Source organism: Aliamphritea spongicola, assembly GCF_017051665.1.
GTDB lineage: Bacteria > Pseudomonadota > Gammaproteobacteria > Pseudomonadales > Balneatricaceae > Amphritea > Amphritea spongicola.
In genome coordinates this window covers 1-16,021 of record NZ_JAFIDL010000003.1, presented here as the reverse complement: position 1 = coordinate 16,021, position 16,021 = coordinate 1, and the positions used below count along the sequence as shown (strand labels likewise).

At 54.9% G+C, this 16,021-nt stretch carries 8 protein-coding genes; 7 read left to right on the top strand and 1 reads right to left on the bottom strand.

All coding sequences use genetic code 11. The features are described 5' to 3' along the window. Nucleotides 1-305: 305 nt before the first annotated feature. The 7 genes from JYB63_RS10135 (at nucleotide 306) to JYB63_RS10105 (ending at nucleotide 9,643) form a co-directional block, all read left to right on the top strand. Nucleotides 306-977 (top strand): response regulator transcription factor, encoded by a 672-nt coding sequence (locus tag JYB63_RS10135; protein ID WP_205657766.1) that lies wholly within the window; start codon nucleotides 306-308, stop codon nucleotides 975-977. Continuing rightward, the gene (locus JYB63_RS10130; protein ID WP_205657765.1) at nucleotides 974-2,239 is read left to right on the top strand and encodes a sensor histidine kinase; all 1,266 of its coding nucleotides are present in this window, start codon (nucleotides 974-976) and stop codon (nucleotides 2,237-2,239) included. The genes JYB63_RS10135 and JYB63_RS10130 overlap by 4 nt, the downstream gene beginning before the upstream one ends. A 65-nt stretch (nucleotides 2,240-2,304) precedes the next feature. Next, nucleotides 2,305-3,390, top strand: a complete 1,086-nt coding sequence (locus tag JYB63_RS10125) for a DUF418 domain-containing protein (RefSeq protein WP_205657764.1) — start codon at nucleotides 2,305-2,307, stop codon at nucleotides 3,388-3,390. Nucleotides 3,391-3,429: 39 nt separating this feature from the next. Then, nucleotides 3,430-4,569, top strand: coding sequence for an efflux RND transporter periplasmic adaptor subunit (locus JYB63_RS10120; protein ID WP_205657763.1), 1,140 nt, complete (start codon nucleotides 3,430-3,432; stop codon nucleotides 4,567-4,569). Nucleotides 4,570-4,572: 3 nt separating this feature from the next. Then, nucleotides 4,573-7,710: an efflux RND transporter permease subunit gene (locus JYB63_RS10115; protein ID WP_205657762.1), complete on the top strand. Its 3,138-nt coding sequence runs from the start codon at nucleotides 4,573-4,575 to the stop codon at nucleotides 7,708-7,710. A 60-nt stretch (nucleotides 7,711-7,770) separates the two neighbouring features. Further along, nucleotides 7,771-8,898: an ABC transporter substrate-binding protein gene (locus JYB63_RS10110; protein ID WP_205657761.1), complete on the top strand. Its 1,128-nt coding sequence runs from the start codon at nucleotides 7,771-7,773 to the stop codon at nucleotides 8,896-8,898. 46 nt (nucleotides 8,899-8,944) lie between these two features. Next, nucleotides 8,945-9,643 (top strand): SDR family oxidoreductase, encoded by a 699-nt coding sequence (locus JYB63_RS10105; protein ID WP_205657760.1) that lies wholly within the window; start codon nucleotides 8,945-8,947, stop codon nucleotides 9,641-9,643. Nucleotides 9,644-9,734: 91 nt separating this feature from the next. Here JYB63_RS10105 and JYB63_RS10100 read toward each other — a convergent pair. Then, the coding region (locus tag JYB63_RS10100) for a cadherin-like domain-containing protein (protein WP_205657759.1) at nucleotides 9,735-16,021 on the bottom strand (6,287 nt) is incomplete at its 5' end.

Sequence of the window (16,021 nt, the reverse complement as noted above, 5' to 3'; positions counted from 1 at the left end):
TTCTTAACTTTGCGGTCTCAGCTCCCTGATACTGCCGGATACTGACGCAAGCTATGTTTCAGGGAAGACCCCTGTTCACTTCATCAGCCTTCACTCTAGCAGCACAATCCCCATTGGCCTACCCGATAACCGGCTGAACCTGCCATTTTCAGACATAAGTTTGATATTCTACAAGAAGTTAGCTGCAGACTATAGAGATATGGCGTTCTCAGATAAGCAGGAGTTGTAAGCTATTAACAACGGTTTAACCCTGCAACAGTTACACTGATTCGACGTTAACGCTGAACACCACCCGGGAAACAACTATGCAGGTACTGATTGTAGAAGACGACGCCGAACTGGCGGCCGCCATTGCCGACTACCTTTCACTGTTCGAAGTGGAATGCGACTTTGCCTACAGCGGCAGCGCCGGACTGGAAATGGCCCGCCACGGCAGTTTTGACATCATCATTCTGGACCTTATGCTGCCGAAAATGAACGGTTTCAGTGTCTGCCAGACCCTGCGGGATCAGGGCTACAGCATCCCGGTACTGATGCTTACCGCCTGTGATACCGATGCCGACCAGTTAGAAGGCTTTCTTGCCGGCGTGGATGATTACGTCACCAAACCCTGCGCCATGCCGGTTCTGTGGGCCCGGCTGCAAGCTATATACCGGCGTAATAATCCGCCATCGGATACGCTGACCATCGGCCCGCTGAAACTGGATCTGCGGAGCGAAAAGGCCTGCCGCAGTAATCAGCCCCTTAAATTGTCCCCTATCAGCTGGAAGATACTTGAACTGCTGGCCCGCCACAGCCCCGAAGTGGTTCCCCGCAAAACCATCGAACAGCATGTCTGGCCTGGCGGACAGGTCGAAAGTGGTAACTTCAACGTCCAGCTACACATGTTGCGTAAGGTAGTAGACCACCCCTTCGACTCGGTGCTGATCCATACTTACACCGGCAAAGGGCTTTGCCTGAAGGAAGTACAGGAATGAAAACCCGCAAAACCGCCATCCCACTGGCACAAACTCTCAGGCAACAACTGCTCTGGATCGGTTCAGTGCTGGCTCTCGGGTTTTTAATCCTGATTTTCAGCCTCGGAATTTATTCCGCCGACACCCTGTCCGACAAACTCATGTGGCTGGAAGCGGAGTCCGTCGTCAGCCAGAGTCCGGATCAGCCCCTGCCCAGAACCCCGGGGATGAGCGCCTGGCGGCAATGGCAAAATGTTCCGCTAGACCTGCAACAGGTTTTTGATATCAGCAACCTGCAGCCGGGAGACTCATTAGAAACAGAACAGCGCAACGCCAGTGGCAACTATGAATATCTGTACCTGTTATTTATCGAAGATCCCCGCCACGGCAAGCTTTATCTGATCAGCCGACACCCGGCGGATCAGGTTGAAAATGCTTTCGGTGATTTTCTCAGTGAAACCCTGCTGCAGGCAGCACTGTTCACACTGGTGATTATGCTGATTATTTTTCTGGTGATTGCCTGGGTTCTGCGGCGGACACTGGAGCCTCTCAGCCTGCTCAGTGAATGGGCCGGCCAGCTGAAAACCCATCCCCGGGAGGCAACCGATATTCAGTTTCCGATCACCGAACTGAACCAGTTGGCCAGGCAGCTACAGGAAGGTGTTTCCCATGTGCAGGCGGTGAATGAACGGGAGCAACAGTTCCTCAAACACGCCAGCCATGAATTGCGTACACCGCTGGCCGTAGTGCAGGCCAGCCTGGATACCCTGCAGGTGCAAACGGCCAACACGGTTGCCAGCCGGCCGGTTAACCGGGCGCTGAAAGCCAGTAACCGTATGATGCAGCTCTCTGAAGCCCTGCTATGGCTGGCCCGTGAAAGCAATAAAACCATCCCCCAAATCAGCGTTGATCCTCATGCCCTCTGTGATCAGCTGATCAGTGACCACCGTTATCTGCTGGAAGGACGCGATACTCAGATCAGCCAGCATATACTCACCCCGGAGCTGATCATCGAAGAGCCGTTGCTCACAGTCGTACTGGCAAACCTGATCCGCAATGCCTGCCAGCACAGCGGCCCCGGCAATATCTCTCTGCAGCTGAACTCACACGGTGTCAGCGTCACCAATCCTGCTGAAACACATCAACATAATCCGGAACCGGGCTTCGGTCTGGGGTTGCAGCTGGTTGAACGGATCTGCCAGAAACTTGGCTGGCAGTTTCACTTCTGCCTTGACCGGAACATCGCTGTTGCCAGTGTTTACTGGAACCGTCCTGCACCTTAAAAAGCCTTTAAGATGTGTTCTGTCATGATCTTGCCTGAATCTATTTTTCAGGCAGGAGTTAGCGAGTGTCGCTGTCACAATCACACACACTGAACACCACACGGCTGGACGGACTGGATATTGCCCGGTTTCTGGCCTTTGTGGGGATGGTCATCGTCAACTTCAGGATTGTCTTCAGCGGTGACTCCGATAACGACTTCAGCACACTCGGACAACTGTTAAGCCTGCTGGAAGGCAGGGCTGCCGCCACCTTTGTGGTGCTGGCAGGTATCGGCCTGGGGCTGGCGAGCATGCGGGCCGCCTGTGAACAGTCAACCTTTGCAACTGCTGTCGTCACAGTGAAACGGTCAGTATTTCTGATGGTCCTGGGTCTGCTGAATATGCTGATCTTCGATGCTGATATTCTTCATTACTACGCAGTTTATTTCTTTTTCGGAGCACTGTTGCTCTCCCTTCGCACTGGCTATCTGATCACTCTCATCATCAGCCTGAACATCTTCAGCCTGTTACTGATCCTCACACTAGACTTCAGCGCTGGCTGGAACTTTGCAGACCTCAGTTATACAGACTTCTGGACCCCGGGTGGCTTCATCCGCAACCTGTTCTTCAATGGCTGGCATCCGGTCACGCCCTGGCTGGGATACTTACTCTTCGGCATTGTTCTAAGCCGCTGCCAGTTGCAGCAAAGCAACACTCAGTGGTGGTTAATCGCCGCAGGCACAGCGGCTGTTGCCGGTGCTGAATTTGCCAGTGCACTGCTGATGCCCTTATTAAGCAGTATTGATCCGGAATTGGCGGATCTGGCGACCACCGATGCTGTGCCACCGATGCCCCTCTATTTCCTCGCCGGCTGTGGCGCAGCAACAACCATCACCGGTATCAGCCTGTTGCTGGGCCACCGGTTACAGCACAGCAAATTACTGAACGTCGTAACGCCGGCGGGCCGTCACAGCCTGACCCTGTACATCGCCCATATTCTGCTTGGCATGGGGCCGGTCGCACTGCTGGGAGAAATAGGCACTCTTAGTGTCTTCGCCTCGCTGATGACAGCAATCGTATTCTGTGGCCTGTCCCTGCTGTTTTCATATTACTGGTCGCGCCACTTTAAACGGGGCCCGGCCGAAAGCCTGATGCGCAGGCTGGCCGGTTAACCGGCCCGCCAGAGCTTTTATTCTTTACAGGATAAATCAATGACTCAACAATCCTCTGTTGCTCCCCGCCGTCGCTGGCTGTGGTTAATCTTCGCCTTTACCGCACTGGCGACAGTGATCGGCTGGCTTAGCACCACTGAAGACACTATTAATATCAGCCATACCGAAGCGGCCCCGCCTCTGCCGGTAGTCAGCTTTGAAACCGTCACTCCCCAACCGGCCAGCATCAGTATTAACGCATTTGCCGAAGTCCGCCCCCGCTGGTCTGCAGAACTGAAAGCCGCCGTCAGCGGGCGGATTACCGAGGTGACTGATGCCGCACTGGCGGGCAGCCACGTAGAAGCAGGCAATGTTCTGATCCGTCAGGAGAACAGTCCTTATATCGCTGAAGTTGCTCAGGCGGAACAGGCGCTTGCGGATGCCCGCCGCCAGTTGTTACGGGCGGAAAGTAAAACCACCGCCGCACGGCGACAATACAAAAGCCGCGGCACCCAACCCGCTAACGAGCTGGCACTGCATTTACCGGAACTCAGGGTTGCTAAAAAAACCGTGGCTGCTGCTGAGGCCCGTCTGAATGCAGCCCGCCTGACACTGCAAAACGCGACGACCCTGGCACCCTTCTCCGGCTTTATCACAGAACGGATGGTCAGCCCCGGTCAGACCGTGAATACCGGGGATGCCATGATCCGCCTGGTGGATGACAGTCAGCTGGAACTGACTGTTGAGCTGAGCCGGAACGAATGGGCACTGTTACAACAGCCTGTCGCTGGCCGGCAGGCACAGCTGTTTGCTGAAGATAACCGGCCGCTGGGTCACGCCGACATCCGCCAGGGCGGCGGATTTCTGGATCAGAAAAGCCGCCAGTACCGGATATTTCTGGAAATCAGCAATGCCACCGAAAGCCCGGTACTGTCCGGTGATTTTGTCAGGGTAGCGTTACCGGGTATCACCATTCCCGATGCCCTCAATATTCCCGCCAGCGCTCTGACCCAGGCAGGAAAGCTCTGGTATCTGGACCGGAACAGCCAGTTGCAGCACCTGATGCCCGACGTTATCAGCCGGATGCAGAGTCGCCTGATCATCCGTAACCCTGACAGCCAGATCAGCAGCTGGCGCATTGCCACAACCCCGCTGGCAGCATTTCTGCCGGGTATGCGGGTCAGCGGCAGGGAGGAATAAGCAATGCAAACAGCCGTACGCTGGTTTATCTACAACCCGGTCGCCGCCAATCTAATGATGGCCTTTATTGTCTTTGTGGGGGTAATGACCACCCTGACAATCCGCATCGAGGGCTTTCCAAGAATCCCACCGGAATCGGTACTGATCAGTACCGACTGGTCCGGGGCAACGGTTGCCCAGGTGGATGAACTGGTTACCCGTAAGATCGAACAGTCACTGGAAGGGCTTCCTGGCGTTCGCAGTATCAGCTCTGAGTCTGCCAATGGCTCATCATTCATCACCGTAGGTAAAGCCGGCGGACAGGACCTGCAACAGTTGCTGGATAAAGTTCGCCTGCGTATCGACGGCGTTCAGGACCTACCTGAAAAAGCCAAACGCCCGGTCATTGAAACCGACGGTTTTGATATTCCTGCACTGTATATCAATCTTTATGGCGATACCGATCTGGCAACTTTGCAGACCCTTTCCGAGCGCCTCAAAGAAAACCTGCAGGCCCGGGAAGAAATTTCCCGGCTAACCACATGGGGAATCCAGCCACGGGAAATCCGCATTGAGATTCAGCCACAGCGAATCCGGCAGTTAGAACTGACACTTGCGGACGTTACCGCAAAAATCCGCGCCAGTTCTCTGGATTTCCGTGCCGGTACCCTGCGTACCCGGGATGGCACCCTGTATCTGCGCACAGATAACCGTGCCCGCTTCAGCCATCAGTTCGCGACCATTCCCATTATTGAACGGCCGGATGGCAGCCAGATTTTACTGGGGGATATTGCCGATATTCAGGACACATTTCTGGAGGGGGATTTTCTGTTCCGCTTTAATAACGCCCCCACCACCGGCATGGAAATACTGGTTGGCAAGAAAGAAAACTTACTGGAAATATCTGCCGTGGTGCATGAGGTTATTGATGCGTTTCAACCACAACTGCCTGCTAACGTCGATATTACTGTCTGGGGGGATTCATCAGAATACATTGCCGACCGGCTTGAACTGTTGAAAACCAACGGTGTACAGGGTCTTTTGTTAGTGGTGCTGATGCTGTCGGTGTTCCTTAAAGTCCGGCTGGCCTTCTGGGTAGCCATGGGGATTCCAATCTCAGTGATGGGGGCGCTGGCCGTGGCCGGTACCGGCTGGGTGGATTACTCGCTCAACGATATCACCACCTTCGGTCTGATCATCGCACTGGGCATCCTCGTGGATGATGCGGTGGTGGTTGGCGAAAGTGTTTTTGAAGAACGCCTGAAACATAAAGATGCGTATGCCGGCACCGAAGCCGGGGTTGAAAAAGTCGCGGTGGCCACTGTATTTGGCATCCTGACAACCATTGCCGCTTTTGTTCCCATGCTGCTGATGGATAACCCGCTGGGCAAAGTACTGGCGGGCTTTTCCGGTATTGTTATTCTGGCGCTTATTTTCTCGCTGATCGAAAGTAAATTTATTTTACCGGCCCACCTGGCTCACCTGAATCTGGATAGCCACCCGCCCCGCTTTTTACTGGCCCGACTGTGGCGCCGGATTCAGCAAACCGCCCGCCGGGGGCTACTCGGCATCCGGGATCATATCTATGCCCCGTTACTGAAACATGCCCTGCGGCAACGCTATGCCGTGCTGGTGATGTTTATCACCGCCGGTACTCTGGGATTAGGTATGCTCTATATGGGCAAGGTAAGAACAGTCTTTTTCCCTGATGTTCCAGGCCAGCTCATCCGGGTCAATCTGGTGATGGACGCCCGTGCGCCTTTCCGCCTGACCCGCCAGCACATTGAACATATCCAGGCCACCGGGGAAGCCCTTAACCAACACTTGCAGCAACAGGCCGGACTGGAAAAACCGCCCATCCGCAGCATGTTTCTGATTGCACCCAACGCAAAATCTGCCCAGATATTTGCGGAACTGACACCCACCGCCGACCGGCCAACACTGGGCGTACTGGACATTGCCCGGCAATGGAGGGAAAACACTGGACAACTGGAAGGCAGTACTGAACTGATTTTCGCCGGTTCAGAAGATATTGCCGGCGGTTTTCAGATTCGTCTGCAAAGTAAAGACACTCAACAGTTAGCCGCCGCCAGCCAGGAGCTGCAAATCTATCTGGCCGGAATCGCGGGGGTAAGCGAACTGCGCGACAGCCTGGTGACCGGCCAGCCGGAACTGGAAATAAGCTTACGGCCCGAGGCCCGCACGCTGGGATTCACCAGTGAATCTTTAGCCACACAGATTGGCTACGCATTCGGTGGAACCGAAGTACAAAAACTGCGCCGGGACAGTAACGAAATCAGAGTGCTGATTCAGAACGCCAGGGCTGACCGGGACACATTGGACGACTTGCTGCAAACCCGGTTACGCAGCAGCACCGGTGCCTGGATCCCCCTGCATGCGGTTGCTGAATTCAAAGGCACCTATGTAGCAGGCACCCTGCACCGGCGCAATGGTAAACGGACAAATACTGTTTCCGCCGCCATTGACCGCAGTCAAACCTCACCGGAAGAAATCGGCCAGGCAATTTTTGGTGAATACGCCAAACGGTTGCAGGCTCGCTACCCCGGTGTCGAAATCTTGCCTGCCGGTGAGCTCGAAGAAATGGGTGGTATCCGTAAGAACCTCATCAAGGCACTGATTCTTGCGGCTGTACTAATTTATATCCTGATGGCGGTGCCGCTGAAGTCTTACTGGCAGCCGTTTATCATTATGTCGATAGTCCCCTTCGGGTTTATCGGTGCGGCTATGGGACACATGATTATGGATCTGCCCCTGTCACTCTTGTCATTTTTCGGTATGCTCGCGCTAACCGGCGTGGTGGTAAACGACAGCCTGGTGATGATGACCCGCTATAACGATGCCCGGCGCAACGGTATGGACATATCCGACGCCCTGCAGGACGCCGGCACCGGCCGCTTCAATGCAATCTTTCTGACGACTGCTACCACGGTTATCGGCCTGGTACCTCTGCTGTCGGAAACCTCTGAACAGGCGCAGTATCTGATTCCCGCAGCCGCTTCATTAGCCTACGGTGAGCTGTTTGCCACGGCCCTGATGCTGATTCTGGTGCCGGTGCTGATTGCTATCGCAGAAGACATTAAATCACTGTGGTACAGGCTTTTTACCTTCGGAAATGAGACTGCCTATAATGATGATCCTTAACTTCCACACTGCTGAATCTTACTTATAATCTGAAGTGTAATACCCGTTTTTGAGGATTCAATGCTCAAACCGATAACGTTTTTTCGCAAGAACACCTTTACCGCCGGCCTGCTGTGGTTGCTGTTTACAGCCTTCAGCACTGCGCCGGCCGCTGACCCGCTCACCCTGCGTATGCTTACCTGGCAGGGTTATGCACCGGTCTCACAGGTCGACAAGTTCCGGGAGATTATCCTGAACAAGTACGGCCTGTCCCTCAATATCCAAATCGCCTATGTCGATTCCTCTGATGACTTTTTTAACACCATCCGGGCGAAACGTGTGGATATCATCGCCCCCAGCCACAGTGTCTTTAATGACTCACGTTATAAATTCCTCAGCCAGCAACTGCTGCTGCCGATTAATCTGGAAAATGTACCTAACTATGCAAGCCTGATGCCCCGCCTTAAAGCGCTCCGGTATGCCGATGCCAGTGAAGACGTATTCTTTGTGCCATTGACTTACGGCCCTTACGGGCTTGCCTATAACCAACAACAACTCCCTGTCGCGCCCGGCTCCTGGAAAAGCCTGTGGAACCCGGTATATGCCGGCAGATATACCGTGAACTCCGATTACTATGAAGCCAATATCTATATTGCGGCACTCGCATCCGGCATGAGTATCGAAGACATCAAGAATGTGGATAAACTCAACACACCTGAGATAAAGCAGATGCTGACAACGCTGGTGAGCAATGCCAGCCAGCTCTGGGGCGGTGTCGATCTGGCCAGCGACCTCAGCGGTCATACCCTGGCCACATCCTGGGGATTCTCTTTCCCGGCATTACGGCAACAGGGTGAACGCTGGAAGATGGCCTGCCCCCGGGAAGGCACCACCGTCTGGATTGATGGCTACGCCCTTAGCAAGACTTTACAGGGCCGCCCTCAGCATAAAAAAATCGCCGAGGAGTGGATTAACTTCACCCTGAATAATGATTTTCAGACACAGGCAATTTATCAACAGCTCAACAGCTTTCCTGCCAGCGAACAGGTGTACAGCACGCTGAAAAACGCCGGTACCCTCCCCCATGATGAAGCGTGCATCAACTTTGATTTTAAATGGCCTGAACTGAACAGCCGGGAACGCAATTTTATGAAGAGCATCTGGCAACGGGCACTGCAACAGGCCGGAGAACCGACCAATAGCAGCTGAGTTTCTGCTATGCTCCGGGACTGATAAAAATAACTGAGTCCCGACAATGACGACTTCCACAATTCTGATTACCGGTACCAACCGGGGTATAGGACTGGAACTGACCAGACAGTTTGCCGCCAGTAACTGGAGAGTTCTGGCCTGTTGCCGCCAGCCACAGCACGCCAGCGACTTACAGGCACTGGCGGCACAATACAGCAATATCGAGCTCTTTGAGCTGGATGTTACGGATTATGCACAGGTCGCGGCTTTATCTGATCAGCTTAAAGATACCCCCATCGATATTTTACTCAGCAACGCCGGATCGTACGGTCCTAAAGGTTATGGCTTCGGAGACGTTAATCCGCAGGCATGGCGGAATGTGCTGGAAACCAACACCATTGCACCACTGATGCTGGCTCAGGCCTTTGTTTCCCAGGTTGCAGCCAGCCGACAAAAACTGATTGCCGTAATCAGCAGTAAAGTTGGCAGCATTGCGGATAATCAGGGCGGTGGCGGATACATTTATCGCTCGTCTAAAACCGCTGTGAATCAGGTAGTGAAAAGCTTATCGGTTGATCTGGCCCCGATGAATATCAGTGTCGTCAGCCTGCATCCTGGCTGGGTACAGACCGAAATGGGCGGGCCAAATGCGCTGATCAGTACGACGGAAAGCGTCAACGGGTTACAACAGATACTGCTACAGGCCGGACCGGATCAGAGCGGGCAGTTTCTGGAATACAACGGCAACACCATTCCCTGGTAGAGCCGGCACCTAACCGCAGACAATAAAAAACCACCGCCTGCAAAGGACGGTGGTTTTTTTATTCATGCAGTCTGTCGCCTGATATTCAGGACTACATTGTTTCCAGACTGCCGGATGCCAGCATCTGCTGGAGGATATCCAGATCGGTATTACCGCCGTTATTGGTCAGATCAACGTTCTGCAGCCTGATCACCATGTCGTCCTTGGAGCTCTCCTGTGACACAGAATTCCCAGCGACATAATCGCCATCACTGTTCACATGCACCAGAGTATCGTTACCGACTTTTTCAAAGTTCAGATAAGCATCCAGATTATTGGCTGTTTCCGCAGTATTCAGCAGACTGGTGAGATCCAGCACGTCACCTTCGCTCTGATCAAAATCCAAAATGGTATCAATCTCAACTGTACCACCCACATCTGAAGACAGGTACGTGAAGCGGTCGGCTCCGTCACCACCGGACAACTGATCTGTACCCAGACCACCGAAGATGATGTCGTCACCGGCATCACCCCAGATAATGTCATTACCGCTGCCACCGGTCAGGGTGTCGGTGCCATCCCCGCCCCGCAGCTGATCATGGCCGGCATTACCGTTCAGGGTATCGTTACCGATTCCGCCATCCAGAATGTCATTCCCACTGCCGCCATTGAGGGTATCGTTACCGGTACCACCGGATAACAGGTCATTACCGTTATTGCCGTTCAGCGTATCGTTACCGCCGGAGCCGTCAATATTGTCATTATTACCGGTACCGTTCAGCGTATTGTTGCCCTGGTTACCCGCCTGATTATTGGTCGTCTGGGCAATATTCACGGTAATATTCTCAGTCGCCGTACTGGTGGAACCATCAGTTTCCGTAGACGTCGCAGTCACCGTCAGGTTGATATTTCCGGTAAATCCGCTTGCAGGCGTCAGCATCAGACCGGCCAATTCAGCCTGTGTCAGCGTCCAGACACCGCCACCGTTATTGGTACCGGCACTGAGGGTTGCCCCGGCAGGCACACCGCTGATCTGTACCGTCAAGGTTTCTGAACTGTCAGTCACACCGGCGGAAATGGCCAGTGGTACAGACGCTTCATTCAGTACGGTGCCATCAGACTGGGTCAGCTGATAGCCTGTTACATTCAGATTTGAATGTACACTCTGGTCCCGGCCATTCATAACAATGAAGGAAACCTGATACGTACCGGGCACAGTCGCATTCACGGACTGAGTACCGGATGCACTGCCCGCGCCTGAACTGGTCCAAACCTGCTCTGACGAGCTCAGCTGTACGATAGTGGTATTGCCGTTCGGATCAGTAATCACCGCAAACGCCAGGTCGTTAAAGCCACGGCTGATATCGTTCTGGCTGGTTTCACCGTTATTGAAAGTCCAGTCCAGCGCGAGGGTATCACCGCTTTCCAGATTAGCTTCATACGTCACCACCTGGCCACGGGTCGCGTTCACGTTGCCGTTATCTGTCACCGCACCGGAAGGCGGATTAAATGTATCCAGCACACCGCTGTTCAGGCCAAGCTGATTTTCAATGTTCGACTGAGAAACATTGGCCGAAGTATTTATCTGCGTCAGCGGCTGATATACCCCCTGAACATTTGGCACCACCCACAGGTCCGGTGTATCAGCCACCGGGGTCACCTGCAATGCTACCGTACGAGTCAGGCTTTCACCGGTCAGACTGTCTGTCACGGTGTATGTAAAGCTGTCATTGCCGCTGAAGTTTTCATCCGGCGTATAGGTATAAGTACCGTCGCTGTTGAATACCAGCGTGCCATCAGATACATCCGTCGCCATTGTATAAGTGAGCGTGCCGCCACTGGTGGTGCTGTCATTCCCGGCGACAGAACCGTTCAGCGCAACATCCTCTGCGGTCGAAGCACTGTCATCCCCTGCGGTGAGATCAGCAACCGGATCAACCGTCAGGGTAACGGTCTGAGTAGAGCTCTCGCCGCTGGCCGCATCAGTTACCGTATAAGTGAAGCTGTCGCTGCCATTGAAGTTCGCGTTAGGCGTATAGGTGTAGGTGCCGTCAGCATTAAAGGCTAACGTACCGTTGCTCACGCCAGTCGCCACTGCATAGGTCAGGGCTCCGCCACTGGTGGTAGAGTCGTTGCTGGCTACCGTGCCATTTACCGCCGTATCTTCGTCGGTGGTTGCCGTGTCATCGGCTGCAGTCAGATCCGTTACAGGGTTCACAGTGATGGTCACGGTTTGTGTAGAGCTTTCGCCGCTGGCCGCATCGGTCACTGTGTAGGTGAAGCTATCACTGCCGTTGACGTTCGCATCCGGAGTATAGGTATAGGTGCCGTCGGTGTTGAACACCAGGGTGCCGTTGCTCACGCCAGTCGCAACTGCATAGGTCAGGGCTCCGCCACTGGTGGTGGAGTCGTTGCCCGCGACGGTGCCGTTTACGGCAGTGTCTTCATCAGTAGTCGCGGTGTCATCCGCAGCCGTCAGATCGGTGACCGGGTTAACGGTAATCGTTACCGTCTGCGTAGAACTCTCACCGCTGGCCGCATCCGTTACCGTGTAGGTGAAGCTGTCGCTACCATTAAAATTGGCATCTGGGGTGTAGGTGTAGGTGCCATCGGTGTTGAACACCAACGTACCGTTGCTCACGCCAGTCGCCACTGCATAGGTCAGCGTTCCGCCACTGGTGGTGGAGTCGTTGCTGGCTACCGTGCCGTTTACTGCCGTGTCTTCGTCGGTAGTTGCGGTGTCGTCTGCAGCCGTTAAGTCCGCTACTGGATTCACGGTGATCGTCACGGTCTGGGTGGCAGTTTCGCCGCTCGCCGCATCGGTCACGGTGTAGGTGAAACTGTCGCTGCCGTTGAAGTTGGCATCTGGCGTGTACGTATAGGTGCCATCGGTGTTGAACACCAACGTACCGTTGCTTACACCGCTCGCCACGGCATAGGTCAGCGTGCCACCACTGGTGGTGGAGTCGTTGCCCGCCACCGTACCATTTACTGCGGTGTCTTCGTCGGTGGTTGCCGTGTCGTCTGCAGCGGTCAGATCCGTCACAGGGTTAACCGTAATATTCACAGTCTGGGTCAGGCTCTCGCCGCTCGCCACATCGGTCACGGTGTAGGTGAAGCTGTCGCTGCCGTTGAAGTTCGCGTTTGGCGTGTAGGTATAAGTACCGTCGCTGTTAAACACCAAAGTGCCGTTCGCTACACCGCTCGCTACCGCATAGGTCAGTGTGCCGCCACTGGTGGTGCTGTCGTTACCCGCAACGGTGCCATTTACGGCAGTGTCTTCGTCGGTGGTTGCGGTATCGTCTGCAGCCGTCAGGTCGGTCACCGGATTAACCGTAATGGTCACGGTCTGAGTGGAGCTCTCACCACTGGCCGCATCGGTCACGGTGTAAGTGAAGCTGTCGCTGCCGTTGAAGTTAGCATTCGGGGTGTAGGTATAGGTGCCGTCTGCATTAAAGGCTAACGTACCGTTACTTACACCGGTTTCTACCGCATAGGTCAGCGCTCCGCCACTGGTGGTGGAGTCGTTGCCCGCTACCGTGCCGTTTACGGCGGTGTCTTCGTCGGTGGTTGCCGTATCGTCTGCAGCGGTCAGATCCGTCACAGGGTTAACCGTGATGTTTACGGTCTGCGTAGAACTCTCGCCGCTCGCCGCATCGGTCACGGTGTAGGTGAAGCTGTCACTGCCATTGAAGTTAGCATTTGGGGTGTAGGTATAGGTACCGTCGGTGTTAAACACCAGGGTGCCGTTGCTTACACCGGTCGCCACCGCATAGGTAAGGGCTCCGCCACTGGTGGTGGAGTCGTTGCCCGCCACCGTGCCATTTACCGCGGTGTCTTCGTCCGTAATTGCCGCATCATCAGCCGCGGTCAGGTCAGTCACAGGATTAACCGTGATGTTTACGGTCTGCGTAGAACTCTCGCCGCTAGCCGCGTCGGTCACCGTGTAGGTGAAGCTGTCGCTGCCATTGAAGTTAGCGTTTGGTGTGTAGGTATACGTACCGTCGGTGTTGAATACCAGGGTGCCATTGCTTACACCGGTAGCCACTGCATAGGTCAGCGTGCCGCCACTGGTGGTGGAGTCGTTGCCTGCAACGGTGCCATTTACGGCGGTGTCTTCGTCGGTAGTTGTCGAGTCATCCCCTGCAGTCAGGTCTGTCACCGGGTTCACGGTGATCGTGACGGTCTGCGTAGAACTCTCCCCGCTGGCGGCATCAGTTACCGTGTACGTGAAACTGTCGCTACCGTTGAAGTTCGCGTTTGGCGTGTAGGTGTAGGTGCCGTCGGCATTAAAGGCTAAAGTGCCGTTACTTACACCGCTCGCAACTGCGTAGGTCAGGGCTCCGCCACTGGTCGTGCTGTCGTTGCCTGCCACCGTGCCGTTTACAGCGGTATCTTCATCGGTGGTTGCGGTGTCGTCTGCAGCCGTCAGGTCTGTCACTGGGTTAACCGTGATCGTTACCGTCTGCGTAGAACTCTCACCGCTGGCCGCATCCGTTACTGTATAAGTAAAGCTGTCCGAACCATTGAAGTTAGCATCCGGGGTGTAGGTATAGGTGCCATCGGTGTTGAATACCAAGGTACCGTTGCTTACACCGGTGGCTACCGCATAGGTCAGAGCTCCGCCACTGGTCGTGCTGTCGTTGCCTGCCACCGTGCCGTTTACAGCGGTATCTTCATCGGTGGTTGCGGTGTCGTCTGCAGCCGTCAGGTCTGTCACTGGGTTAACCGTGATCGTTACCGTCTGCGTAGAGCTTTCGCCACTCGCCGCGTCGGTTACCGTGTAAGAGAAGCTGTCACTGCCGTTGAAGTTCGCATTTGGCGTGTAGGTGTAGGTGCCATCGGTGTTGAATACCAACGTGCCGTTCGCTACACCGGTGGCGACTGCATAGGTCAGCGGGCCGCCACTGGTGGTGGAGTCGTTACCCGCTACAGTGCCATTTACCGCGGTATCTTCGTCGGTGGTTACCGTGTCATCGGCAGCCGTCAGATCGGTCACCGGATTCACTGTGATCGTGACAGTTTGCGTAGAACTCTCGCCACTGGCCGCATCAGTTACCGTGTACGTGAAACTGTCGCTGCCGTTGAAGTTGGCATTTGGCGTGTAGGTGTAGGTGCCATCGGTGTTAAACACCAGAGTGCCGTTCGCTACACCGCTCGCCACTGCATAAGTCAGCGGGCCGCCACTGGTGGTAGAGTCATTGCCCGCTACCGTGCCGTTTACCGCGGTATCTTCGTCAGTAGTGGCCGTATCGTCTGCAGCAGTTAAGTCAGTCACCGGATTCACTGTGATCGTGACAGTTTGCGTAGAACTCTCGCCACTGGCCGCGTCGGTCACGGTGTAGGTAAAGCTATCGGAACCGTTAAAGTTCGCGTTTGGCGTATAGGTATAAGTACCGTCGGTGTTGAACACCAGGGTACCGTTGCTCACACCGGTGGCTACCGCATAGGTCAAGGTGCCACCACTGGTGGTGGAGTCGTTGCCCGCAACCGTGCCGTTTACGGCGGTATCTTCGTCAGTAGTGGCTGTATCGTCGGCAGCGGTCAGGTCAGTGACCGGATTCACGGTGATCGTTACCGTCTGGGTGGCAGTCTCGCCGCTCGCCGCGTCAGTTACCGTATAGGTAAAGCTGTCACTGCCACTGAAGTTAGCATTTGGCGTATAGGTATAGGTGCCGTCGGTGTTGAACACCAACGTACCGTTGCTCACACCGGTGGCTACCGCATAGGTCAGGGTGCCACCACTGGTAGTGGAATCGTTGCTGGCTACCGTGCCATTTACCGCCGTATCTTCGTCAGTAGTGGCTGTATCGTCGGCAGCCGTCAGGTCGGTCACAGGGTTAACCGTGATCGTTACCGTCTGGGTGGCAGTCTCGCCACTGGCCGCATCGGTCACCGTATACGTGAAACTGTCCGAACCGTTGAAGTTCGCATCCGGCGTGTAGGTGTAGGTGCCGTCAGCATTAAAGGCTAACGTACCGTTGCTCACACCGCTCGCGACTGCGTAGGTCAGGGCTCCACCACTGGTAGTGGAGTCATTGCTGGCTACTGTACCGTTTACCGCGGTGTCTTCGTCAGTGGTCGCCGTGTCATCGGCAGCCGTTAAGTCAGTCACAGGGTTGACCGTGATCGTTACCGTCTGAGTTGCGGTTTCGCCGCTGGCCGCATCGGTCACCGTATAGGTGAAGCTGTCCGAGCCGTTAAAGTTCGCGTTTGGCGTGTAGGTATACGTACCGTCGGTGTTGAAGACTAACGTGCCGTTCGCTACACCACTGGCCACCGCATAGGTCAGAGCCCCGCCACTGGTGGTGCTGTCGTTACCCGCTACGGTGCCATTCACCGCCGTGTCTTCGTCGGTGGTTGCGGTGTCATCGGCAGCCGTTAAGTCTGTCACCGGAT

Excerpts from the sequence above, each read along its gene's own strand:
- JYB63_RS10120 (WP_205657763.1), top strand. The coding sequence starts at position 3,430 with ATGACTCAACAATCCTCTGTTGCTCCCCGCCGTCGCTGGCTGTGGTTA.
- JYB63_RS10135 (WP_205657766.1), top strand. The coding sequence starts at position 306 with ATGCAGGTACTGATTGTAGAAGACGACGCCGAACTGGCGGCCGCCATT.
- JYB63_RS10110 (WP_205657761.1), top strand. The coding sequence starts at position 7,771 with ATGCTCAAACCGATAACGTTTTTTCGCAAGAACACCTTTACCGCCGGC.
- JYB63_RS10130 (WP_205657765.1), top strand. The coding sequence starts at position 974 with ATGAAAACCCGCAAAACCGCCATCCCACTGGCACAAACTCTCAGGCAA.
- JYB63_RS10115 (WP_205657762.1), top strand. The coding sequence starts at position 4,573 with ATGCAAACAGCCGTACGCTGGTTTATCTACAACCCGGTCGCCGCCAAT.
- JYB63_RS10105 (WP_205657760.1), top strand. The coding sequence starts at position 8,945 with ATGACGACTTCCACAATTCTGATTACCGGTACCAACCGGGGTATAGGA.